Source organism: Solirubrobacter ginsenosidimutans, assembly GCF_027587205.1.
The window spans coordinates 346,400-367,316 of the sequence record NZ_JAPDOD010000003.1 but is presented as its reverse complement, the minus strand read 5'-3'; the positions used below and the strand labels follow the sequence as shown (position 1 = coordinate 367,316).

At 69.8% G+C, this 20,917-nt stretch carries 18 protein-coding genes; 9 read left to right on the top strand and 9 right to left on the bottom strand.

Annotated elements, in window-relative coordinates; genetic code table 11:
* Positions 1-10 precede the first annotated feature (10 nt).
* Positions 11-808, bottom strand: coding sequence for a sigma-70 family RNA polymerase sigma factor (locus OM076_RS06375; protein ID WP_270038649.1), 798 nt, complete (start codon positions 806-808; stop codon positions 11-13).
* A complete protein-coding gene (locus tag OM076_RS06370) occupies positions 805-1,893 on the bottom strand; it encodes a LysR family transcriptional regulator (RefSeq protein WP_270038648.1) in 1,089 nt (362 codons plus the stop codon). Before OM076_RS06370 ends, OM076_RS06375 begins: the two co-directional genes overlap by 4 nt.
* Here OM076_RS06370 and OM076_RS45895 point away from each other — a divergent pair, their 5' ends adjacent.
* From OM076_RS45895 to glpK, 3 genes are all read left to right on the top strand, one after another.
* Positions 1,894-4,674 carry a helix-turn-helix transcriptional regulator gene (locus OM076_RS45895; protein WP_270038647.1) on the top strand — a complete coding sequence of 927 codons (2,781 nt, stop codon included), beginning with the start codon at positions 1,894-1,896 and terminating at the stop codon, positions 4,672-4,674. It abuts the gene before it with no gap.
* 78 nt (positions 4,675-4,752) lie between these two features.
* Positions 4,753-5,712, top strand: a complete 960-nt coding sequence (locus OM076_RS06360; protein WP_270038646.1) for a PPK2 family polyphosphate kinase — start codon at positions 4,753-4,755, stop codon at positions 5,710-5,712.
* A gap of 8 nt (positions 5,713-5,720) precedes the next feature.
* The gene (gene glpK / locus OM076_RS06355; RefSeq protein WP_270038645.1) at positions 5,721-7,253 is read left to right on the top strand and encodes a glycerol kinase GlpK; all 1,533 of its coding nucleotides are present in this window, start codon (positions 5,721-5,723) and stop codon (positions 7,251-7,253) included.
* Positions 7,254-7,309: 56 nt separating this feature from the next.
* Here the strand turns inward: glpK and OM076_RS06350 are convergent, their stop codons facing one another.
* Both OM076_RS06350 and OM076_RS06345 read right to left on the bottom strand, forming a co-directional pair.
* Positions 7,310-7,747 (bottom strand): BON domain-containing protein, encoded by a 438-nt coding sequence (locus tag OM076_RS06350; protein ID WP_270038644.1) that lies wholly within the window; start codon positions 7,745-7,747, stop codon positions 7,310-7,312.
* Positions 7,748-7,764: 17 nt separating this feature from the next.
* Positions 7,765-8,220 carry a BON domain-containing protein gene (locus OM076_RS06345; protein WP_270038643.1) on the bottom strand — a complete coding sequence of 152 codons (456 nt, stop codon included), beginning with the start codon at positions 8,218-8,220 and terminating at the stop codon, positions 7,765-7,767.
* 241 nt (positions 8,221-8,461) lie between these two features.
* Here OM076_RS06345 and OM076_RS06340 point away from each other — a divergent pair, with 241 nt between their 5' ends.
* The 3 genes from OM076_RS06340 (at position 8,462) to OM076_RS06325 (ending at position 11,422) form a co-directional block, all read left to right on the top strand.
* Positions 8,462-9,025 (top strand): HdeD family acid-resistance protein, encoded by a 564-nt coding sequence (locus OM076_RS06340; RefSeq protein WP_270038642.1) that lies wholly within the window; start codon positions 8,462-8,464, stop codon positions 9,023-9,025.
* 208 nt (positions 9,026-9,233) lie between these two features.
* Entirely contained in the window at positions 9,234-9,920 is a 687-nt protein-coding gene (locus OM076_RS46750) for a S1C family serine protease (protein ID WP_372517998.1), read from the top strand.
* Between the two features lie 362 nt (positions 9,921-10,282).
* Positions 10,283-11,422 carry an AI-2E family transporter gene (locus OM076_RS06325; RefSeq protein ID WP_270038641.1) on the top strand — a complete coding sequence of 380 codons (1,140 nt, stop codon included), beginning with the start codon at positions 10,283-10,285 and terminating at the stop codon, positions 11,420-11,422.
* An 18-nt stretch (positions 11,423-11,440) separates the two neighbouring features.
* Here the strand turns inward: OM076_RS06325 and OM076_RS06320 are convergent, their stop codons facing one another.
* The 3 genes from OM076_RS06320 to OM076_RS06310 all read right to left on the bottom strand — a co-directional run bounded on the left by OM076_RS06320 (position 11,441) and on the right by OM076_RS06310 (position 15,175).
* Positions 11,441-12,364 carry an NADP-dependent oxidoreductase gene (locus OM076_RS06320; RefSeq protein ID WP_270038640.1) on the bottom strand — a complete coding sequence of 308 codons (924 nt, stop codon included), beginning with the start codon at positions 12,362-12,364 and terminating at the stop codon, positions 11,441-11,443.
* Positions 12,365-12,612: 248 nt separating this feature from the next.
* Entirely contained in the window at positions 12,613-13,677 is a 1,065-nt protein-coding gene (locus OM076_RS06315; protein ID WP_270038639.1) for an MBL fold metallo-hydrolase, read from the bottom strand.
* Positions 13,678-13,705: 28 nt separating this feature from the next.
* The gene (locus OM076_RS06310; protein ID WP_270038638.1) at positions 13,706-15,175 is read right to left on the bottom strand and encodes an MFS transporter; all 1,470 of its coding nucleotides are present in this window, start codon (positions 15,173-15,175) and stop codon (positions 13,706-13,708) included.
* Positions 15,176-15,402: 227 nt separating this feature from the next.
* Between OM076_RS06310 and OM076_RS06305 the strand changes: the two genes are divergently transcribed.
* Both OM076_RS06305 and OM076_RS06300 read left to right on the top strand, forming a co-directional pair.
* Complete coding sequence (locus tag OM076_RS06305; RefSeq protein WP_270038637.1) at positions 15,403-16,287, top strand: oxidoreductase; 885 nt, start codon at positions 15,403-15,405, stop codon at positions 16,285-16,287.
* Between the two features lie 84 nt (positions 16,288-16,371).
* On the top strand, positions 16,372-17,100 hold the full coding sequence (locus tag OM076_RS06300; protein ID WP_270038636.1) for an SDR family oxidoreductase: 729 nt from the start codon (positions 16,372-16,374) through the stop codon (positions 17,098-17,100).
* A gap of 63 nt (positions 17,101-17,163) precedes the next feature.
* On the opposite strand, the gene OM076_RS06295 is transcribed toward OM076_RS06300, so the two are convergent.
* Both OM076_RS06295 and OM076_RS06290 read right to left on the bottom strand, forming a co-directional pair.
* A complete protein-coding gene (locus OM076_RS06295; protein WP_270038635.1) occupies positions 17,164-17,916 on the bottom strand; it encodes an alpha/beta fold hydrolase in 753 nt (250 codons plus the stop codon).
* Positions 17,917-18,055: 139 nt separating this feature from the next.
* The gene (locus tag OM076_RS06290; RefSeq protein ID WP_270038634.1) at positions 18,056-18,535 is read right to left on the bottom strand and encodes a VOC family protein; all 480 of its coding nucleotides are present in this window, start codon (positions 18,533-18,535) and stop codon (positions 18,056-18,058) included.
* A 237-nt stretch (positions 18,536-18,772) separates the two neighbouring features.
* On the opposite strand from OM076_RS06290, the gene OM076_RS06285 reads away from it, so the two are divergent.
* Positions 18,773-20,830, top strand: a complete 2,058-nt coding sequence (locus OM076_RS06285) for a transglycosylase domain-containing protein (protein ID WP_270038633.1) — start codon at positions 18,773-18,775, stop codon at positions 20,828-20,830.
* The last annotated feature ends 87 nt before the right edge of the window (positions 20,831-20,917 follow it).

Sequence of the window (20,917 nt, the reverse complement as noted above, 5' to 3'; positions counted from 1 at the left end):
GGAGGCATCGCTAGGCCGCGCGCGCCGACGGGGCCGCGACCGCACGCAGGCGGTGCAGTGCGTCACGCTCGATCTGGCGGCTGCGTTCCGGTCCCACCCCCAGCCACGCCCCGATCTCCTCGTGGCTGTGGGTGCGCCCGCCATCCAACCCGTAGCGACGGATGAGCACCTCGCGGTGACGTTCCGGGAGCAGCCGCAGCATCGCGGCGACCTCATGGCGGCTCTCCTTCGCGATCGCGTTCTCCGCCGGATCGATCGCGCGCTCGTCGGCCATGACGTCGCCCAGCACCGCCGCGTCCTCGCCGATCGGCTCGTCCAATGAGGCGATGACCCTTCCCGCGCTGCGCAAGGCACGGACGGTTCGCGGGCTCAGATGCGCGTGCTCCGAGATCGCCGTATCTGAAGCGTGCCGCGGGCCGGTTCGCCCGAGCTCGGCCTCGGCGCGCCGCACCGCGGCGAGCTGCTGACGCGCCTTGGGCGGGATTCGGATCATCCGCGAATCCGCGACGGCGTCATGGATCGAATGCCGGATCCACCACATCGCGTACGTCGAGAACCGCAGCCCGCGGCGAGGATCGAACCGTTCGACGGCGCGCACCAGACCGAGCGTCCCCTCTTGAACCAGATCCGCGAACGGAACCCCGCTTCCGCGGTACGTTCTCGCCACCGCGTGCACCAACCGCAGATTGCTCTCGATCATCGTCTCCTTGGCTGCGAGGTCTCCGCGTTCCACCCGCCGTGCGAGTGCGACCTCCTCGGCCGCGGTGAGCAGCCGAGAAGGTCGCCGGCTGTCGTCGCGGGGGTTCACGCGACGGCCGCGAGCGAGCGGACGGACATGCGCGTTGGACGAGCCGCCGCGCTGATTAGTGCCGCCACTGCGGCGGACGGCGCTTCGTTGCGCCACAGCAGCTCGAAGTCCAACGTGCGGCGAGGATGCAGTGTCCGGGCGATCACGCCGGGCGGGACATCGTCGGGCATCGTCGTCAGCGCGATCACCTCGTTCTCCGCGACGGCCGCGTACAACGGCGGTCCCGGGAGGCCGCGTGTGTGCGCGGCGACGACGTCAAGGTCCGCGAGCAGTTGGGTGACCGCCGCGTCGAGCGCCGCATCGTCACGGTGGCCCGTGACGGCGATCCGCTCGCCGTCGAGATCCGTGGCGGCGATCGGACCGGCAGCGGCCAGCCGATGACCACTGCCTATGAGGGCCACCCACCCCTCTGAACCGAGTTCGAGCGCCTTGAGGTCGGGCGACCCGTGCCCCGCCGGCGCGACGACCGCGTCGAGACGCCGTTCGCGGAGCTCATGCCACAACGTTCCGCCGTAGGCCTCGACCATGCTGACCTCCACCCCGGGCCGCTCGCGCGTGAAGCGCCGGAGCAGAGCCCAGACGTGCCGCCACCGGGGGCCGCTGGCGATTCCGAGCCTCACGCTCCCGGTTACTCCTGCTTCGAGCTCGCGTCCCGTGACGGCCGCCGTCTCCACCGCGGCCAGCGCGGCGCGGGTGCGCTGGAGGAACTCCTGCCCCGCCGTGGTCAAGTGGACGCCGCGTGGATGGCGTTCGAAGAGCCTGACGCCGAGTTCGGCTTCCAGCTGCCGAATCTGCGTCGAGAGCGCCGGTTGAGCGACCCACACGCGCTCGGCGGCGCGGCTGAAGCTCCCCTCCTCGGCGATGGCTACGAAATACCGAAGATGCCGCAGTTCCACAGTCGGTCCTTCCATCTTTGCCAAACCCGGCGCCGACGGTACGTGGACACGCTGCGATTCGAATCGTCTGAGTTGACAGTCATGACTGCGCTGCTGATAGTCGTCCTGACTGCTGCCCGACCTCGCGCTTAGCGATAGAGCGTGCTCACCCAGTTGCCTTCGGTGGCGTAAGCGCGCAGAGTTCAACATGTGACCGGCTCACGTTCCCCCGCCGAGGTCCCCAGGCCCCGCGGTCGCACGGACGAACTCGCGGCCCTGGCCGGGCTCCTTGAGGGCGCGCGGGCAGGCCGCAGCGGCGTGCTGGTCCTGCGGGGGGAGGCGGGCATCGGGAAGACCGCCCTGCTCGAGTACACGAGCGAATCGGCGTCGGACTTCACGCTGCTGCGGGCGATGGGCGTCGAGTCTGAGATGGAGCTGCCATATGCGGCCCTGCATCTGTTGTGCGCGCCCGTCCTCGGCTTCGTCGATCGGCTTCCCGGTCCGCAGCGCGATGCGCTCGAGGTCACGTTCGGGGTGACCTCCGGCGGGGCGCCGGATCGCTTTCTGGTTGCCCTGGCAACGTTGAGTCTGTTCTCGGAGGCCGCGCAGGAGCGTCCGCTGCTGTGTATCGTCGACGACGGGCAGTGGTTGGACCGCGCGTCCGCACAGGTATTGGGCTTCGTTGCGCGTAGGCTGCTGGCGGACCCGGTCGTCCTCCTGTTCGCCGTTCGCCAGACGACCGATGCCCTCGCGGGTCTGCCCGAGCTCCTGATCGAAGGGCTCGACGACGCCGACGCGAGCAAGCTCTTGGCGTCGGCGATCGCGGGGCGGTTGGACGACCGCGTCGCGGAGCAGTTGGTGGCCGAGGCACACGGCAACCCGCTGGCGCTGCTCGAGCTCCCGCGCGGGTTGTCACTCGCGCAGCTGGCAGGCGGATTCGGGTTGCCGGACGTGTTGTCGCTTGCCGACGGGCTCGAACAGAGCTTCCAGCAGCGATTGGAGGCCCTGCCCGAGAACGCTCAGCGACTGTTGTTGGTGGCGGCGGCGGAGCCTCTTGGTGATCCGGCGTTGGTGTGGCGTGCGGCCGAGCGGCTCGGCATCACGCGCGCGGCGCAAGAGCAGGCGGAATCGGCCGGGCTGATCGAGATCGACGGCCGGGTGCGCTTTCGCCATCCGCTCGTGCGCTCAGCCGCCTACCGGGCCGGATCGGCGGAGCAGCGGCGAGAGGTGCATCGAGCGTTGGCCGAGGCGACCGACGCCGAGACCGATCCAGATCGCCGCGCCTGGCACCTCGCCGCGGCGACCGGCGGCACCGACGAGTCCGTCGCCGGCGAACTCGAGCGTGCCGCCGGCCGCGCGCAGGCGCGTGGCGGCGTGGCCGCCGCCGCCGCCTTCCTACAGCGCGCCGCCGCCTTGACGACGGATCGGGTCCTGCGAGCTCAGCGGGCCCTGGCGGCGGCGCAGGCGAAGTACGAGTCGGGCGCCTTCGACGACGCCCTCGCTCTACTCGCCGCCGCGGAGGCCGGCGGCGTCGACGATCTCCAACGCGCGCGCGTGCATCTCCTGCGCGCGCAGATCACCTTCGTGGCGACGCGTGGAAGAGACGCTCCGCCGCTCCTGCTGAAAGCCGCCCGCGAGCTCGAGGCGGTCGACCCGGAGCGAGCGCGCACCACGTATCTCGAAGCGCTCGAGGCGGCCCGGTTCGCCGGCCCGCTCGCCCACGGCGCCGATGTCGTCGAGGTCAGCGAGGCGGCGCTGGCCGGACCCGCCGCCCACCGGCCGCCGCGGCCGACCGACCTCCTGCTCGAAGGGATGGCGACGCTGCCCATCGACGGTCACGCGAGGGCCGTGCCGATTCTCAAGGCCGCCCTGAGGGCGTTCCGCGACGATCGGACCCTCACACCCGAGGAGTCGCGCTGGTTCTCGTTCGCCTGCCGCGCCGCATGGGACGTCTGGGACGAGGAGAGCTGGAGGCTGCTCGCCACGCGAGAGCTCACGCGTGCTCGTGATGCCGGTGCCCTGACGCTCACGCCGCTGGTCCTCACCTCGCTCAGCTACCTCCACGTCCTGTGCGGGGAGCTGTCCGCGGCGGAGTCGCTGCTCGGCGAGATCCGGGCGATCACCGCGGCGACCGGCATCCCCGCGCATCGCTACGTCGAGATCTGGCTCGCGGCGCTGCGCGGGCGTGAGCCGGAGCTGTCGGCGCTGGTCGAGGACTTCACCGCGGACGCGAAGGCACGCGGGGAGGGCTTTGCGTTGGCGTTCGCCGCGCTGGCCAGCGCGGTCCTCTACAACGGTCTGGGCCGCTACGAAGAGGCCTTCGCCGCGGTGTGTGAGGCAGTTGATGTCGCGCCCTATTCCGAGCTGAGCACGCCCAGCGCGGTCGCCGAGCTCGTGGAGGCGGCCGCCCGCGCCGGAGAGCGCCGCGCTGCCGAACGGGCGCTGGAGCGGCTCGTGCTGAGCACCGGGCCCAGCGGCGGTGATTGGGCGCTGGGGGTCGAGGCCCGCTCGCGCGCGCTGCTCAGTGACGGCGCCGACGCCGAGCGCCTCTACCAGGAGGCGATCGAGCGTTTGCGCCGCACCCGTGTGCGCGTGCAGCTCGCGCGTACACACCTGCTCTACGGCGAGTGGCTGCGGCGCGAACGCCGCCGCCTCGACGCCCGAGACCAGCTGCGCACCGCGCTCGAGCTGTTCACCAGCATGGGCGCCGAGGCATTCGCCGCCCGCGCCGAGCGTGAGCTGCTGGCCACCGGCGAGCACGTCCGCCAACGCCAGGTCGAGACACGCGACCAGTTGACCTCCCAGGAAATCCACATAGCGCAGCTCGCACTCGACGGCCTCTCGAACCGTGAGATCGGCGCCCGCTTGATCATCAGCCAGCACACGGTCGCCTACCACCTGCGCAAGGTCTTCACGAAACTCGGCATCACCTCCCGCAACCAGCTGAACCGTGTGCTGCCCCAGATCCCCGATCCCGCGCCGTTGGCGTAAGGCGACATACACACGACGTCTGGTAGCAGTGGCATCACGTATTCCGGGTGGGTCGGCGCGGCAGCAGATGCTCGGGACATGCCAGACGACATCAACCAACGAATCGCTCGGTTCATCGAGCCGTTTCGCGTGAGCCCCGGCTCGAGCGTGAAGCTGGCGAAGGACTTCGACCCCGCGTTCAAGGCGGGCATCGAGAAGAAGAAGGACGGGGTCGGGCTGCTCGACGATGGCATCTCGCTCCTGTCGGAGTACCAGCAGCGGCTGGCGGCTCAGGCCACGCACGGCGTCGTGGTGGTTCTCCAAGCGCTCGACGCGGCGGGGAAGGACGGGACGATCCGCCACGTCATGAGCGGCGTCAACCCGCAAGGCGTGAAGGTCGAGAGCTTCAAGATCCCATCCGCGAGCGAACTCGACCAGGACTATCTGCGTCGCTACCAGGAGCGTCTCCCGGCGCGTGGCGGGATCGGGATCTTCAACCGATCCCACTACGAGGAGGTGCTGGTCGTCCGTGTGCACCCCGAGAACCTCGTCGCCCAGAAACTCCCTGCCGCGTCCCACGAGCACCACGTCTGGAAGCACCGCTACCGCGCGATCAACGAATGGGAGCGGTACCTCTCCGAGAACGGCTTCCGGGTCGTGAAGCTCTTCCTCAACCTCTCAAAGGAGGAGCAGCGCACGCGCTTTCTGAGACGTATCGACCTGCCCGAGCACAATTGGAAGTTCTCCTCACACGACCTGCAGGAACGCCGGTACTGGGACGCCTACCAGGACGCCTTCTCGGAGATGTTCACGCACACCAGCACCGAGTGGGCGCCCTGGTACGTCATCCCGGCGGACCGCAAGTGGTTCGCGCGCGTCGCCGCGGCAGCGGTCATCGCACAGGCGCTGATCGAGATCGATCCGCAGTACCCGGCTCTCGGCGAGGACGCGCACCGCGATCTCCAGCTGGCCAAGAGCCAGCTCGAAGCCGAGGCACCCGATGGTGCGGCTCCGGATCCCTTCGAGGCGGCAGCCGTGCCCGCCGGCGCCGGTGCGTGAGGTCGAGCATGTCCGCCCGCTTCGTCGCTGCCATCGACCACGGCACCACCAGCACGCGCTGCATCCTCCTTGCGCCCGACGGCACCCCGGCGGCGATCGCCCAGCGCGAGCAGACCATGTACTACCCGCGGCCCGGCTGGGTGGAGCTCGACATGGAGCAGGTCTGGCGACGGACCCAGGAGTGCATCCACGAGGCGCTCAATACGGCAGGCGCCACCGCCGCCGATGTGGCCGGCATCGGGATCGCGAACGAGCGCGAGTCCGTCGTGCTCTGGGATCGACACACAGGACGCCCTGTCGCACGCTCGATCACGTGGCAGGACACGCGCACCGCCGGCGAGGTCGACGCGCTCGCGGCCGACGGTGGCATCCACCGCTTCCAACGCACCACCGGCCTGCCGATCTCGACCTACTCGTCCGCGCTCAAGCTCCGTTGGCTGCTCGACGAGGAGCCCTCCCGGCGCGCGGCAGCCGAGCGCGGCGACCTGCTGTTCGGAACGCCGGACACCTGGCTGTTGTGGAACCTGACCGGTGGGCCGGACGGCGGGGTGCACGCCACCGATCCGACCAACGCCAGCCGCACGCTGCTGATGAACCTTCACACCCTCGAGTGGGATGACGACCTGCTCGACGTCATGGCGATCCCGCGCGCGCTGCTTCCTCAGATCCGCTCGTCGAGTGAGGTCTACGGCGCCGCAGCCGGTGACCTGGCCGGAGTCCCCATCGCGGGGATCCTCGGCGACCAGCCCGCGTCGCTGTTCGGCCACACCTGCTTCGATCGCGGCGACGTCAAGAACACCTACGGCACGGGAGCGTTCCTCCTGTTCACGCTCGGGACGGAGCCGCGGATCTCGGAGCACGGCTTGATCACCACGGTCGCCTGGAAGCTCGGTGACGCGGACGCGGTCTACGCGCTGGAGGGTTCGGTCGCGATGGCCGGGGCGCTCGTCCAGTGGCTGCGCGACAATCTCGGGCTGATCGACGCCGCGCCCGAGGTCGAAACGCTCGCGCGCTCCGTTCAGGATGCCGGCGGGGTGGTGTTCGTCCCCGCGTTCTCCGGGCTGTTTGCGCCCTACTGGCGCGACGATGCCCGGGGCGTGATCGTCGGCCTGACGCGTTTCGCAAACAAGGGGCACATCGCCCGGGCCGCGCTCGAGGCGACCGCGTACCAGACCTACGATCTCGTCGAAGCGATGCTCGCCGACACGGGTCTCCAGCAACTCGGAGAGCTCCGAGCGGACGGCGGCATGACCAAGAACGAGCTGCTGATGCAGCTCCAGTCCGATGTGTTGGGCTCGCCCGTGGCCGCCCCGTCGATGGCTGAGATCACCGCCACCGGCGCCGCGTACGCCGCCGGGCTTGCGACCGGGTTCTGGGCCGGGCTCGACGAGCTGCGCGCCAATTACACGATCGCGCGCCGCTGGGCCCCGGAGATGCACGCCGACGAACGCACCCGGCGGGTCGCCGACTGGCGCCGAGGAGTCGACCGGACCTTGGGTCTTGCGGCGCCGGAACAGGTCGCACGCAGCGCCTCGATGTAGACCCCGGGCGGCGCCAGCTCACTGTGATAACTGGACCGGTTTGGGGACGTCGGTCATCAGCGCGCCGACTCGAGCCGGTTGTGAACCTCATCCACCCCGGGCACGCTGAACGCGATGGCCGCCGCCTTGCCACGCAGCTCCGCGTTTTCGACCACGCCACGCAGCGTCACCGTCCCGCCGCGGGTCGCGACGTCGAGGAAGGCGGTGTGGAGGTCCGGGTCCGCCGTCAGCGCGTCGACGACCGCGGCTTGTGTAGCGGCGTCCGCTCGCCGATCGGAGTCCATGAAACGGACTCGCAACTGATCGTCGACGTGGCGGACGCCGGGTACGGCCTCCGCGGTGGTCGCGGCCTCATCGCGCTGCAGCGGGCTGCCGACGGTTCCGTGCAGGACTACGTCGCCCGCGTTGACCTGCGCGGCGATCTCATCGGCGTGGACGTGCGGGTTGTCGGCCAGCGCCTGCATGATGGCCCGCTGAACTTCGGTGTCAGACATGCGTGAATCCATGTGGATCATGCGGCGCGGCGCTCGTCGACCTTGATCTCGTTCGTGACACCGGTCACGCCGTGGAGACTCGCGACGCGGTCGAAGGCCTCGTCGCTCTGCCATTGGTGCGACAGCTGCCCCTTGAGTGTCAGCCAGCCGTCTTTGACCTTGACGTCGAGGAATTCGCCCGGGATCTCGGAGTCCCAGATCAGTCGCTGCAGCGCCGCCCCACGGATCTCGGCGTCCTTGCGACGGTCCTCGTTGAGCAGCCGCACCTGCAGCTCGTCCCACACGTCCGTGACGCCAACCGAGCGGCGGGCATCGGCGACTGCGGCACGCAACTGGGCGAAGCTGCCCACCGTTCCGCGCAGCGTCACCAGCCCCGCATCGACCGCGATCGCGACCTCGTCGGGATGAGGCAGGCGCGGGTCGCCCATCAGTTCGGCGCGCACTGCTGCTTCGATCTCACCGTTTGTGCTCATGCTGCACACTGGCCGCCGCGCTTGACCGACCGCAAGACGATCGAGCGCGCCTGGGATAAGCGACACGTCTGGCCATCTCCCCGCATGCGCTGCCGCACCTGTGTGCGGCGGAGTTCGCGTCGGAGACGTGGCGGCTATCGAACGTATCGCCGATGCGTATTGGTCCGCCGGCTCGGCGTCGCCATAGCCGCGTATAGGCGGCCGTCGCCGTCGTTCCGATCCACCTAAAAGGGAGCGTCACATGTTCGCGTTCACCCCTCCGCTCTCGCGCGGTCACGCTGCATTGCGCGGCGGCCTCGCGGTCGTGCTGGGCATCGTGTTCCTGGTTTGGCCAAACATCACGATCGGCACCGCGGTCGTGTTGTTCGCAATCTTCTGCTTCACCGACGCACTGGTCGCGCTCGCCCGTCTGTTCAGCGCCGATCGCACCGCCGGCGACCGGGTCCTGCAGATCTTGCGCGCCCTCATCGATGTTGCTGCCGCGATCGTGGCGATCGCCTACCCGGGGCCGACGGCGCTGGCGCTGACCATCATCGTCGGCGTCTACGTCATCGTCGCCGGCATCCTCGAGCTCTACGGCGCCTCGGCGTTGTCGCGGCTGGACGCGGGCGGTACCGGCTGGCTCATCGTCGGCGGCCTGATGTCGATCGTCGCCGGCGTGCTCCTGATCGTCTGGCCCAACATCGGCGTCGTGACGCTCGCGCTCGTCGTCGGCGCCTACCTGGTCGTCTACGGCACCTGGTGGATCATCTCCGCCATCGCCGCCCCGAAGGGCAGCACCGTCCGCGACCCGCTGACGTCCTAGGCGGTAACGGCGACGACGACTGGCTCTGCTGGCCGAGCGGCCGCAGCTATCGGTATGCACCAGCGACAGCACTCCCACGTGACCGCGGCCACGGCGCTTCTCGCCGCCTTGGCCGCGAGCGTCATCGTCCTCTCCAGCACCGGCGGCCAGGGCCAGCGCGCCGGCACCGCCCCAGCAGTGGCCGACACACCCCGCGACGATCCGCGATGTGTTCAAGCCCGATGATGTCGCCGTCCTTCACACCGACGCGGCGCTCCATCCGGCGACGTTCGCGGACTCTTCGAAGCTGCGGATCGGGCAGATGGTCCTCGCCATCGGAAACCCGCTCGGGCTGCAGTCGAGCGCGACACAGGGAATCGTGAGCGCGACGAGCCGCACGGTGAGCGAGGGCGACGGCGTCGTATTGCCCTCCGTGATCCAGACGAGCGCCGCAATCAACCCTGGCAACAGCGGCGGCGCGCTCATCGACCTGCAGGGGCGCGTGGTCGGCATGCCAACTCTGGCCGCCGCCGACCCTCAGCTCGGCGGCGGCGCCGCACCTGGGATTGGTTTTGCAATCTCGAGCAACAGCGTGCGCAATGTGGTCCGGCAACTGGTGAGCACCGGGCAGGTCACGCACTCGGACCGGGCCGCGATCGGGACCGACCTGCGCACCGATCCCGAGGGAGGTGCGCGGGTGGTCGCCGTCAGCGCGGGTGGGCCGGCTGCACGCGCCGGCATCCGGGCCGGCGACCTGCTCGTCACGATCGACGCCAAGGCCACGCCAACGGTGGATGACGTCGCCGGCGTGCTGGCCACGATGCGGCCGGGGAGGCGCGTGTTCGTCGGGCTGGTCACCGACAGCGGCGCGCGACGGTCAGTGACGATCGAGCTCGGCGAGATCAAGAGCTCGTGACCCGTTCCGGTCAGCAGTGCCGGCGCGGCGCGCCGGCTCGGCCGCGCGTAGTGGCACCAGCATGGCGGCGTCTTGCGAGCCTGCCACTGCATATGCCGTCCGCATACCGCCCGAGGTGTCGACGTCTTGCCGGATCAGCTGATCGGGCAGACGCTGTACATGACGCGCAGGTCAGCTCGCGTCCCGCTCCCGGCGATCTTGACCCCTCGCCGGCCTAGGGACGCCTTCCAGCGACCAGGCCGCCGCGGCGCCTCTCCCCGCCGCGGCGGCCGCCGCGTCGCACACGCGTAATTCCGATCGCCGCCGTCAGCCGTAGCCAGGACGTCTAGTCCGCGCGGCTCACCGCCCTTAAGACAGACGCGATGGCCACCGATGCCGACCAAGAGCCGCCGCCGCGCATCGAGGCGCAGCTCGGCGCGCCCTCGCTGCGCGGCGTTGCACGGCTCGTAGCGATCGTGGCCGCGTGCGCGGGGGCACTGTACGTGCTCTACCTCACGCGTGGCGTCATCAAGATCTTCGTGATCGCGCTGTTCACGGCGACGGCGCTCGGCCCGGTCGTGGACGCCGTCCAGCGCAGTCGGCTGCCCCGCGCCTGGGCGATCGTTGCGGTCTACCTCGCCTGCCTGGTGTCGGTACTCGCCGTCGGCGCGCTCGTCGTCCCGAGCGTCTCCTCACAGGTCGGCCACCTGTCGGCTGACGCGCAGCATGCGGTCGCCGATCTTCGGGCGAACCCGCACGTCCGCGGCTACGACGATCGCTATCACATCACCGAGAAGGTCCAGGCGCAGCTGCGGAATCTGCCGGCCCAGACCGGCCGCGTCGCCGGGCCGCTGCGCGACGTCACCGTCGGCGCCATCGGCTTCGCGTCCAACCTCGTCGCAGTGCTGTCGATCGCGTTCCTGCTGATCCTGCACCGCGACCGCTATCTCGAGCTGCTGCTGTCGGCGCTGCCGGCGAAGCGCGCAGAGCGCTGGCGGCGCATCGCACCGCGGATCTACGTGGCGGTATCCGGCTATGTCCTCGGCAACCTGGCGATCAGCGTGATCGCCGGCGCCTGCGCATGGATCGCGATGACCGTGCTCGGGATCCCATTCGCCGTTCCGCTGGCGCTGCTGATCGCGTTTCTCGACCTGATCCCGATGATCGGCGCGACGCTCGGCGCGGCCGTCGTCGCGCTCGCCGCGCTGCTCGTCTCGCCGCTCGCCGCAGCGCTCTGGCTGGCGTACGCGATCGTCTACCAGCAGGCCGAGAACTACCTAATCCAGCCGGTCGTGTATCGGCGCGCCGTGCAGGTGAGCGCGCTCGCGACGATTGTCGCGGTGCTGATCGGCGGCACGTTGCTCGGGCTGCTCGGGGCGCTGCTCGCGATCCCCGCGGCCGCGACCGTCTCCTTGGTCGTCCAGGATCTGCGCGCGCCGCAACCGCTCGCCGGCGGGGACGGGGCTCGAACGCGGGAGCACGACCCGGAGACCGTGCTCGACGAGTCCGCTACGTCGGTCTGACGGGCCCCACACCAGACGTCAGGGAATGAGGACGATCTTCCCGGCGACGTGACCGGCTTCGAGCTCGGCAAACGCCGCTTGAACGTCGTCAAGCGGATAGGTGCTTTGGATCGGCACCACGACCTCGCCCGCCGCTATCGCCTCGGCCAGTTCGGCCAGGGTCGCCGCGCTCGCCGCTGCCGCGCCGCCTTCGCCCTTGACGCCGTACTTCTCGATCGCCGGAAAGTCGACGATGGTGTCGATCCGGTCCTTTGCGATGCCCAGCTTGAGCGCGAACTCCACGTAGCCGCGTCCGACGAGGTCGATGAACGCGGCCACCGGGGCCTCCTGGGCGGCCGCGGAGATGCGCTCGCCGACGCCGTCGCCGTAGGCGACGGGAAGCGCCCCGCGCTCGCGCAGCCATGCGTGATGGCGCTCGTCGGCGAGCGCGATCACGCGGGCGCCGGTGCGGACGGCGAGCTGGACCGCGAACACGCCGACGCCGCCGCCCGCTCCGGCGATCACGACCGCCTCACCCGCCGTCGGGGCGACTGCGCGAACGGTCGCGACCCCCGTCGAACCGGCGACGAACAGCGCGCCCGCCACTTCCCACGGGATCTCCGCGGGTTTGGCGGTGAGGTTGGCCGTCTCGACGAGTACGTATTCGGCCTGGCTCGCGCGGTTGTCGGTGAAGCCGATCACCTCGTCGCCCACCGCGACGCCCGTCACGCCCGGGCCGACCTCCTCGACCACGCCGGCGAGGTCCGAGCCCTGGCCGCTCGGAAAGGTCGCGGGGAAGATCGCGCGGACCCGGCCCGTACGGATCGCCGCCTCGCTGGGATTGATGCCGGCGGCGCGGACCGCCACGAGCACCTGGTCCGCCCCAGGCTCCGGGCGCGCGACGTCGCGCACCTGGAGGACCTCGACGCCGCCGTACTCGTCGAATTGAACTGCCCTGGACATCGGCCGATCCCTCCTATACGGCGACGCGTTGCGCGCCGTTCGTTGGTGCCGGGGCCCCGGCGACCGCGAGCTTTGCCGCCGGTGAGGTGACGCCGCATCGTCGGATCCCGGTGATTGAGAGCACGAGCCGTCATCGACCAGGTACCGACATTGGCGAACGCGTGCCCAGCGCTCGCGCGCGACGTTCGCCGAGGATTCGGCGTGGCGGGCCAAAACGAACAGCCTGCCCGCACCCGCCCCGGCTCCCGTCATGGGTGGATCTGTGAGCCGAACCCTTGGTCGAGGCGGATCGACTCGAGCAACAGGAACGCGGTGCTCGCCGTGTAGACGTCGACGGCGGCGAGCACGCCGGTGTACTTCTGGATGATGGGCGCCGCCGCGTAGGCCGTCTGCGCGTCCTGGTAGGTCTTCACGGCCGCCCAGCTGTTGTTGCCGTACTTGGCGAAGAAGGGTGTCGGGTCGACCGCCACCACGGCCTGCTTGATGCTCTCGATCAGGTCCGACACATATCGCTGGTAGACGGCCATGTCTTGACGGGTGCCGAGCCGGCCCATGTGCCCGCCGATGAAGTGCTTCCAGCGGTACGTGTTGGCGGTGTCCGCGGCGGTGATGGAGCCGGGCACGTCCTCGTTGACGTTGAAGCCGTCATACGGCGCCCAGCCGGGCAGGAGGATGTCGACCAGCATCAGCGTGTCGTGGTCGGGGAAGTGGATGAAGATGTTGTCCGGGGTGTGGTTTGCGCCGTGCCATGCCAGCTCGACCCGCTCTCCGCCGACGCGCAACGTGTGCCGGGTCTCAAACGTCACGTCCGGCAACGGTACCGCCGGACCCAGGTCTGGGCCACGTGCCAGCAGCCGCTTGGTCTCGACGTGCCCGACCCGGACCACGTTGCGCCCGAACAGCGACGATGCCCCGACGTGGTCGGCGTGGTGATGCGAGTAGACGATGTGGGTCACCTTGTTCGACACACGAGCGCTGGACGCGACCTCGTTGATCGCCCGCTGCAGGTTGCGCCCGATCGTCGGCGGCGCGTCGAACAGCACCACGCCGTCCCGGGTGGTCAGGAACGCGGCCTGATAGGTGCCGTCGGTGACCCAGTAGAGGTTCTTCTGCACCCGCCCCACGTAGTAGCCCTGCGGGTTGAGCGCCGGGCCCAGCGCGGACGCCGGAATCGGCGCGTAATCGGGCAGCGTGTCAGCCGATGCCGGCTGCGCGAAGGCGCCCCCGGCCAGCGCGGTGACCGCGGGGACGGCCGTGATCGCCGCGCCCCGCGCGAGGAACGAGCGGCGGTTCAGGGCTGAGCTGGGTGTCACGGTGCATCTCCCTCGGATCGTGGAACGACTAGGAGTGGGCCAGTTGCTGCTCGGTGGTGGGCTCAGCCGCCGCGCCGGCCTCGATCTTGATCGAGCGCATCAGCGACCCGACCGCGACCGCGCCGAGCGCGAACACGCCCGCCGCCACCCAGAACGCGACGGTGTAGCCGTGCATCGCCGCGTCGGCGGCGACCTGCGCGCTCGGCGGCTTGCCCTTCGCGAACGACGTCACCGCGCCGGCGAAGATCGAGCTCAGCAGGGCCGTGCCGATCGAGCCGCCGACCTGCTGCATCGTGTTGACCATCGCGGAGGCGACGCCGGCGTCAGCGGGGTCGACACCGTAGGTCGCGCTGGAGAGCCCCGGAGCGAAGATGTTGCCCATCCCGACCCCGAGCACGACGAGCCCGGGCAGCACGTGGCCGGCGTAGCTCGAGTTCGCGTCCAGCTGCGCGAACCACGCCATCGCCAGCGCGCCGAGCGCCATGCCGAGCACCAGCAGAGGACGTGGCCCGACCTTGGCCAGGAAGATGTTGTTCGCCAGCGTCGCGCTGACGACGATCGCGACCGTCATCGGCAGGTAGGCGAGGCCGGTCTCGATCGGTGAGAAGCCCTTGGTCAGCTGCAGGTAGTAGGTCAAGAACAGGAACACCGCGAACAGCGCGGTACCCGAGATCCCGAGCGCCAGGTAGGAACCTCCCCGCACCCGGTCGGCGACCACCCGCAGCGGCAACAGCGGATGCTGCACGCGCGACTCGACGTACACGAACGCGGTGAGGAGCACCGCCGCGAGCGTCAGGGCGACGATGGTCACCGGGTGTCCCCAGGAATGCGACTCGGAGTTCGAGAAGCCGAAGACGAGCGCGAACAGCCCTGTGGCGGACAGCGCGGTGCCGGGCAGGTCGAGGCGCGGCCGCTCGGGCTGCGCGACGTTCTCGATCAGCCGCAGCGCGGCGATGGCGGTGGGCACGGCGATCAACAGATTCACGTACAGGCACCAGCGCCAATTGAGCCACTCGGTGAGGATTCCCCCGAGGAGCAGGCCGACCGCTGAACCGCCGCCCGCGACCGCGCCGAAGATGCCGAACGCCTTGCCGCGCTCGTCGGGGTCGCTGAACGTGGTGGCGAGCAGCGCGAGCGCTGACGGCGCCAGCAGCGCCCCGAAGACACCTTGTGTCGCACGCGCGGCGACGAGCACGCCGAAGGATCCTGCGGCGCCGCCCGCCGCCGAGGCGGCGGCGAAGCCGAACAGCCCGCCGATGAAGGCCCACTTGCGCCCGAACAGGTCGCCCAGCTTGCCGCCGAGCAGCAGCAGCGAGCCGAACGCCAGCGCGTAGGAGGTGACGATCCACTGCCGGTCGTCGTTGGAGAAGCCAAGGTCCTGCTGAGCGCTCGGCAGGGCGATGTTCACGATCGTCAGATCCAGCACGATCATCAGCTGCGCGGTGGCGATCACCGCCAGGATCAGCCAGCGGCGCTCGTACGAGGAAGACGGTGACATCGATGTCCTTTCCCGGTGCCGGACGAGGGGCGGAGTGGAGCCACGTCTGGTCTGCTCCACCGCAAGCAGGCTCGTCCCGAGCCCGGTGAGCCGTCATCGCCGGATCGTGGTGATTGACCAGCGCGAGCGCGGCAATCGCCGGATTCGGGCGTCGCGAGCTCACCAGGTCCCGTTGCACCATCACGCGATGTCCGGCGTCATCGAGACCTCTATGTGAAGGAACCCGCGTGAGCACGACGATGTTTCTCGGTGACAAGCCGGTCAATCGCATCGGCTTCGGCGCGATGCAGCTCGCCGGTCCCGGTGTGTTCGGACCGCCGCGCGATCCTGCCGCGGCCCGTGCCGTCTTGCGCCGCGCGATCGAGATCGGTGTCGACCACATCGATACCTCGCAGTACTACGGGCCGGATGTCGTCAACGACCTGATCCGCGAGACGCTGCATCCGTATCCCGAGAACCTCAAGCTCGTGACCAAGGTGGGCTGGCGCCGCGACGACGCGGGAGGGGTGCTCCCCGCGCAGTGGCCTTCGGAGCTGCGCGCGGGGGTGGAGGAGAACCTCCGCTCCCTTCGCGTCGAGCGTCTGGACCTCGTGAACCTGCGCCTGGTCGGCGGCGGAGACGCCGCCATCGCGCTCGACGATCAGCTGGGTGAGCTCCAGACGCTGCGCCGCGAGGGCAAGATCGATCTGATCGGTCTCTCGAACGTCGAGCAGCCGCTCGTCGAGCGCGCGCTCGGACTGGTCGACGTCGCGGAGATCCAGAACGGCTACAGCATCATCGACCGCCGCGACGACGCGCTGGTCGACTTCGCCGGCGAGCACCGGATCGCGTACGTGCCGTTCGGTCCGCTCGGCTCCGCGTACCGCCGCGGGCCGGCGCGACTGGCCGCGGACACGACCCTCGCCCGGGTCGCGACCAAGCACGGCGCCACACCGGCCCAGATCGCGCTCGCATGGCTGCTGGCCCGCTCCGACTCGATGCTGCTGATCCCGGGCACCAGCTCAGTCGCGCATCTGGAGGAAAACATGGCGGCGGGCGCCATCGTGCTCGACGACACCGACCTCGCCGCCCTCGACGCCGTCGGCGTCAGCTCACCGCCTCAGCAAGCCTGATGCCGTCTCCGTGTCCTCGCCAGATCCAGGTGATTCGCCGGCGTGGGGCTGTCCGGCCCGGGCAAGGCCTGATAGCACTCGTTCATGGCTCAAACCAACCGCAGCGCGCTGATCTTCGGAGCACGCAACCTGGGCCGGGCGATCATTGAGACGCTCGTCGCGCAGGGCTGGAACGTCGCCGGCGCCGCGCGATCCGACGAGACGCTGGCGACAGTCGCCGCGGCGGGCGCGATTGCGCTGCGCTCTGACATCACCGATCAGGCGGCCGTGCGCGCGACCGTCGAAGAGGCCGCACAGGCGCTCGGCGGCATGGACCTCGTCGTCAACGCGGCGGCAGCCTACGGCGGCAACCGCACAGGCCCGTTCGGCGGCGGCCCGCTCGCCGAAGCTGCCCCCGACGCCTTCGACAGCTGGTCGGTCGCGCCCGCGCGCTCGGCGTTCGCCTTCCTGTCGGGCACGGCCGGCGCGCTGGCGACGCTCGACCTGCACGCGACCCTGATCCAAGTGACCGGCGGCTCGTCAAGGCGGGCGATGCCCGGCCGCGGGCTCTGGGCGGCGGGTGCGTTCGGCGTGCGCGCGATCACGCAGGCCGCAGCGCTCGAACTGCGCGAGCAAGGCATCCACGTGGCGTTGCTGATCGTCGATGCGGGCATCGAGCCCTACGCCGGCGGCGGGCGACCGGGCGTCGACCCCGCCGCACTCGCCGACCCGCGCCAAGTCGCCGACGCCGTCGTGTTCCTCGCCGAGCAGGGACCGCGCTCGGCGACTCACGAATTGCAGGTGACCCCGCTCGCGGAGACCTGGGTGCCGTAAGCGACCGACACTCGACCAGTCGACATCGTCCCGAGCGCGCCGGGACGTCGCTGTGTGTGACTTCTAGGTGCGACTCGCCGCGGGCATGGTCGCCTCGACGGCTTGGAGGATGAGCTGGGTCGCGGCGTCCGGCTGCGACACGAACGAGACATGCGAGGCCGCCACTTCCACGATCGTCGCGTCCGCGCGCTCGGCCATGAACCGCTGGAGCGCCGGCGGGATCGCCTTGTCCTCCGTGCCCAGCAGATACCAGCACGGCAACGTCTTCCACGCCGGCGGGGCCGACGGGGTGGCGGCGAACGCGGCGGCGGCGTACGGCCGCTGCGCGGCGGCCATGACGTCCGCGGTGGCTTGGTCGACGTCGGCGGCGAAGGCTTCCCGGAACGCGTCGGGGTCGAGGAAGAGGTCCACGCCCTCGCTCCCGTCCGCGCTGGTGAACGGCACGGGCCTGATCGAAGGTCCTACAAGGCTGCCCTCGAAGCGCTCGAGGAGCTCTTGCTGGCTCTCGCCCTCGTCGCACATCCAGCCGTTGAGATAGACGAGTGCCTTGACCTGCTCGTTGCCGATCGCGGCGGTCGAGATGACGTTGCCGCCGTAGGAGTGGCCGACGAGTACGATCGGGCCGGTCAGCGTCCGCAGGAACTCCGCGAGGTAGGTCGAGTCGCCGGCGAGGTCGCGAAGCGGATTGGCGAACCCGACGGCGCGGAATCCTTCGCTCCGCAGAGCGCGGAGCTCGGCGTCGAAGCCCGTCGCATCGGCCCACGCGCCGTGGACCAGGACGATCGTCGGTTTGCTTTCGTCGGGCTGGGTCCCCATGTCAGCTCCTCTCGTACGCCGTGTGTCATTGGACCGGCGTGAGCAGTCTCCTCCTCACGGCCGGCCTCCGCAAGCTGATGGACAACCCGGCGAGGCTCGCGTGACGACGAGCCCCAGCAAGGCAAGGTGCAGGTGCGCTCTAGCCCGGCAGGTCTTCGGGTCGCTTCTTGGCGAGCCTGCCCTCGAGCAGTCCGGTGGACTGGCCGACTTCGATCATGTAGCCGTCAGGGTCACGCATGTAGCAGCGGATTTCCGCACCGCGATCGATCGGCGGAGTGACGAACTCCGCCCCCTTGCCGCTCCATCGCGCATAGCACTCCTGGATGTCGGCGACGCGCAAGTTCAGGAAGCTCGAGACGGTGTTCCCAGGCTCGTAGTTGACGACCGAGATATCGGGCTTGTCCGGAGTCGGGCCGCCGCCCGGGTTCATGATCAGCCACGAGTTGGCGAGCTTGACCATGCACGGGTTCTCTTCCAGCACGACCTGGCCGCCGAGGACATCCGAGTAAAACGCGCGGGACCGAGCCACGCTGCGTACGGTGATGAAGTGGGTGACCAGAAAGCCTTCGCTCGGATTGGGGAGGTTCTCGTAGTCGATGGATGGCGTCTGCTCACTCACGGGGCATGCTCCTCCTTACGCGTCCTGCCACGGCGACAACCGCTGATCGGAGCCTACGCCGACCGAGCAGGCTGCCGCTGACGCACGCTCGAGCTCGAGCTCGGCGCTTCGCCCGCATCGCTCGGTGACCCCCACGCTGCGCGCGGGCGCGAGCGTGGGTCATTCCGGAGCCGACGGCGGCTAGCCTGAATTGTCTTGCCGAGTCTGGCGCTGAGGCGAAGGCGACGTGGCTCGCCGTTGAAGTGGCTTGCGCTCATCGCAGGCCTGCTGCTGGTGCTTGCCGCGGGGGCGGTCGGGGCGGGAGCCACCTGGTTCCTGCGGATCTACGACTCCGCTCCGGCGCTCAGCGATCTGAAGCCTCGCAAACAGTCGTTGGTGACGAAGATCTACGCCGCGGATGGCTCACAGCTTGGCGTGGTCCATTCCGAGACGAATCGTGAGCCCGTGGCGGGCGACCTCATGTCGCACTGGGTCAAGGACGGCACGATCGCGATCGAGGACAAGAACTTCTACAAAGAGGGCGGGGTCGACGTGCAGGCGATCGTGCGTGCCGGGTGGCGCGATGCGAAGGCCGGCGGCAAGCCGCTTCAGGGCGCCTCGACGATCACGCAGCAGTTGGTGCGCAACCTGTACATCGCGAAACCGAGCCAGACGATCCGGCGCAAGATCATCGAGGCGCACCTGGCCAACGAGGAGAACGACGCCAACTCGAAGGACACGATCCTCACCGAGTACCTCAACACGGTGCCCTACGGCACCAACGCGGGCGCCACCGCGCTCGGCGTGCAGGCCGCCGCCGAGACCTACTTCTCGCGCCCGGCGAAGCGTCTGACGCTGCCTGAGGCGGCGCTGATCGCCGGACTCCCGCAGGCCCCGTCGGAGTACAACCCGCTGCTGCATCCGAAAGCGGCGCTGACGCGCCGCAACGACGTGCTGCAGGCCATGCTCAAGCAGCACTACATCACCGCGACGCAGTACACGAGCGCGGTCGCACACAAGCTCGCGCTGCATCCGTCCAAGCGCTACACCCAGATCAAGCAGCCGTACATCTTCGACTACGTCCAGAAGGAGCTGATCCAGCGCTACGGAGCCGACGTGGTCCGCACCGGCGGCCTGAAGGTGTACACGACGATCAACCCACGCCTGCAGAAGGCGGCGCAGGGCGCGGTCGACGCGTGCGCGGTCTGCAATCCGAACGGAGGACCCGCGTCGGCGCTGGCCTCGGTCGACCCCAAGACCGGCGAGATCGTGGCGCTCGCCTCCAGCCAGCACTACTCGGGCGACAGCCAGTTCAACTTCGCCGCCCAGGCGCACCGGCAACCGGGGTCGTCGTTCAAGCCGTTCGTCCTCGCGACCGCGATCAAGCAGGGCGTCGACCCGAGCTCGACGTACTACGACGGCAGTGCGCCATTGACGTTGACGCTCCCGGGTGGCAGCTCGTGGACGGTCAACAACTCCGAGCCGGGGAGCGGGACGATGTCGCTCGTCGACGCGACGGTGGACTCGGTCAACGCGGTGTTCGCCCAGCTCGTGCTCGACGTCGGCGTGCAGCAGTTCGCGGACACCGCGTACTCGATGGGCATCACATCGCCTCTGGGCGTCACCGCCAAAGGCCATGCCTGCAAGCGCGGCGCGAACTGCTACATCCCACCGGCAGCCGCGATCGGCGGACTGAGCGAAGGCGTCACGCCGCTCGAGATGGCCAGCGCCTACGCGACGCTCGCCGACGGAGGCGTCCGCCGCGCCCCGACCATGATCGCAAAGGTCGTCTTCCCTGACGGTCACGTCGAGCGGCCGGCGAGCGCTTCCGGCCACCGCGTGCTCACCGAAGGCGAGGCCTATGCCGTCACGAAGGTCCTCGAGGGCGTGATCACCAAAGGCACCGGCGCCGGATACACCTCGATCGGCTGCAGCTCAGAGGCCGGCAAGACCGGAACCACCGACGGCCTGTCCGACGCCTGGTTCGTCGGCTACACGCCGCTCTACTCGACCGCGGTGTGGACCGGGCATCCGCTCTCACGCAGCTATACCGGCTTCGGCGGCCCGACATCCGGGCCGATCTGGCGCTCCTACATGAAGGCCGCCCAGGGCCACGATTGCCCGGACTTCAATGTGCCCGCCGAACTGCCGGCGCTCTCCGCGCTGCACAGCACCCGCACCGGCGCCCGACCAGCACCAACGCCCACCCCGGGTGCGGCCGGCCTCGCGCCTCAGAGCCCGAGCGCCAGCCCCAGCCCGACCGCCAGTGCCAGCCCGACCGCCAGCCCCGCAGCCACGCCCACACCGCGGAAATGATCGTGATCTCGCTGCCACCGCCGTCAAGGGCCGACGCATGGAGGAGGGCCGCCGCTCGGCTGCAGGACCACGTTCCGTGTCCTGTCG

Excerpts from the sequence above, each read along its gene's own strand:
- OM076_RS06340 (WP_270038642.1), top strand. The coding sequence starts at position 8,462 with ATGTTCGCGTTCACCCCTCCGCTCTCGCGCGGTCACGCTGCATTGCGC.
- OM076_RS06370 (WP_270038648.1), bottom strand. The coding sequence starts at position 1,893 with ATGTTGAACTCTGCGCGCTTACGCCACCGAAGGCAACTGGGTGAGCAC.
- glpK (WP_270038645.1), top strand. The coding sequence starts at position 5,721 with ATGTCCGCCCGCTTCGTCGCTGCCATCGACCACGGCACCACCAGCACG.
- OM076_RS06360 (WP_270038646.1), top strand. The coding sequence starts at position 4,753 with ATGCCAGACGACATCAACCAACGAATCGCTCGGTTCATCGAGCCGTTT.
- OM076_RS06310 (WP_270038638.1), bottom strand. The coding sequence starts at position 15,175 with ATGTCACCGTCTTCCTCGTACGAGCGCCGCTGGCTGATCCTGGCGGTG.
- OM076_RS06325 (WP_270038641.1), top strand. The coding sequence starts at position 10,283 with ATGGCCACCGATGCCGACCAAGAGCCGCCGCCGCGCATCGAGGCGCAG.
- OM076_RS06345 (WP_270038643.1), bottom strand. The coding sequence starts at position 8,220 with ATGAGCACAAACGGTGAGATCGAAGCAGCAGTGCGCGCCGAACTGATG.
- OM076_RS06350 (WP_270038644.1), bottom strand. The coding sequence starts at position 7,747 with ATGTCTGACACCGAAGTTCAGCGGGCCATCATGCAGGCGCTGGCCGAC.
- OM076_RS06320 (WP_270038640.1), bottom strand. The coding sequence starts at position 12,364 with ATGTCCAGGGCAGTTCAATTCGACGAGTACGGCGGCGTCGAGGTCCTC.
- OM076_RS06300 (WP_270038636.1), top strand. The coding sequence starts at position 16,372 with ATGGCTCAAACCAACCGCAGCGCGCTGATCTTCGGAGCACGCAACCTG.
- OM076_RS06295 (WP_270038635.1), bottom strand. The coding sequence starts at position 17,916 with ATGGGGACCCAGCCCGACGAAAGCAAACCGACGATCGTCCTGGTCCAC.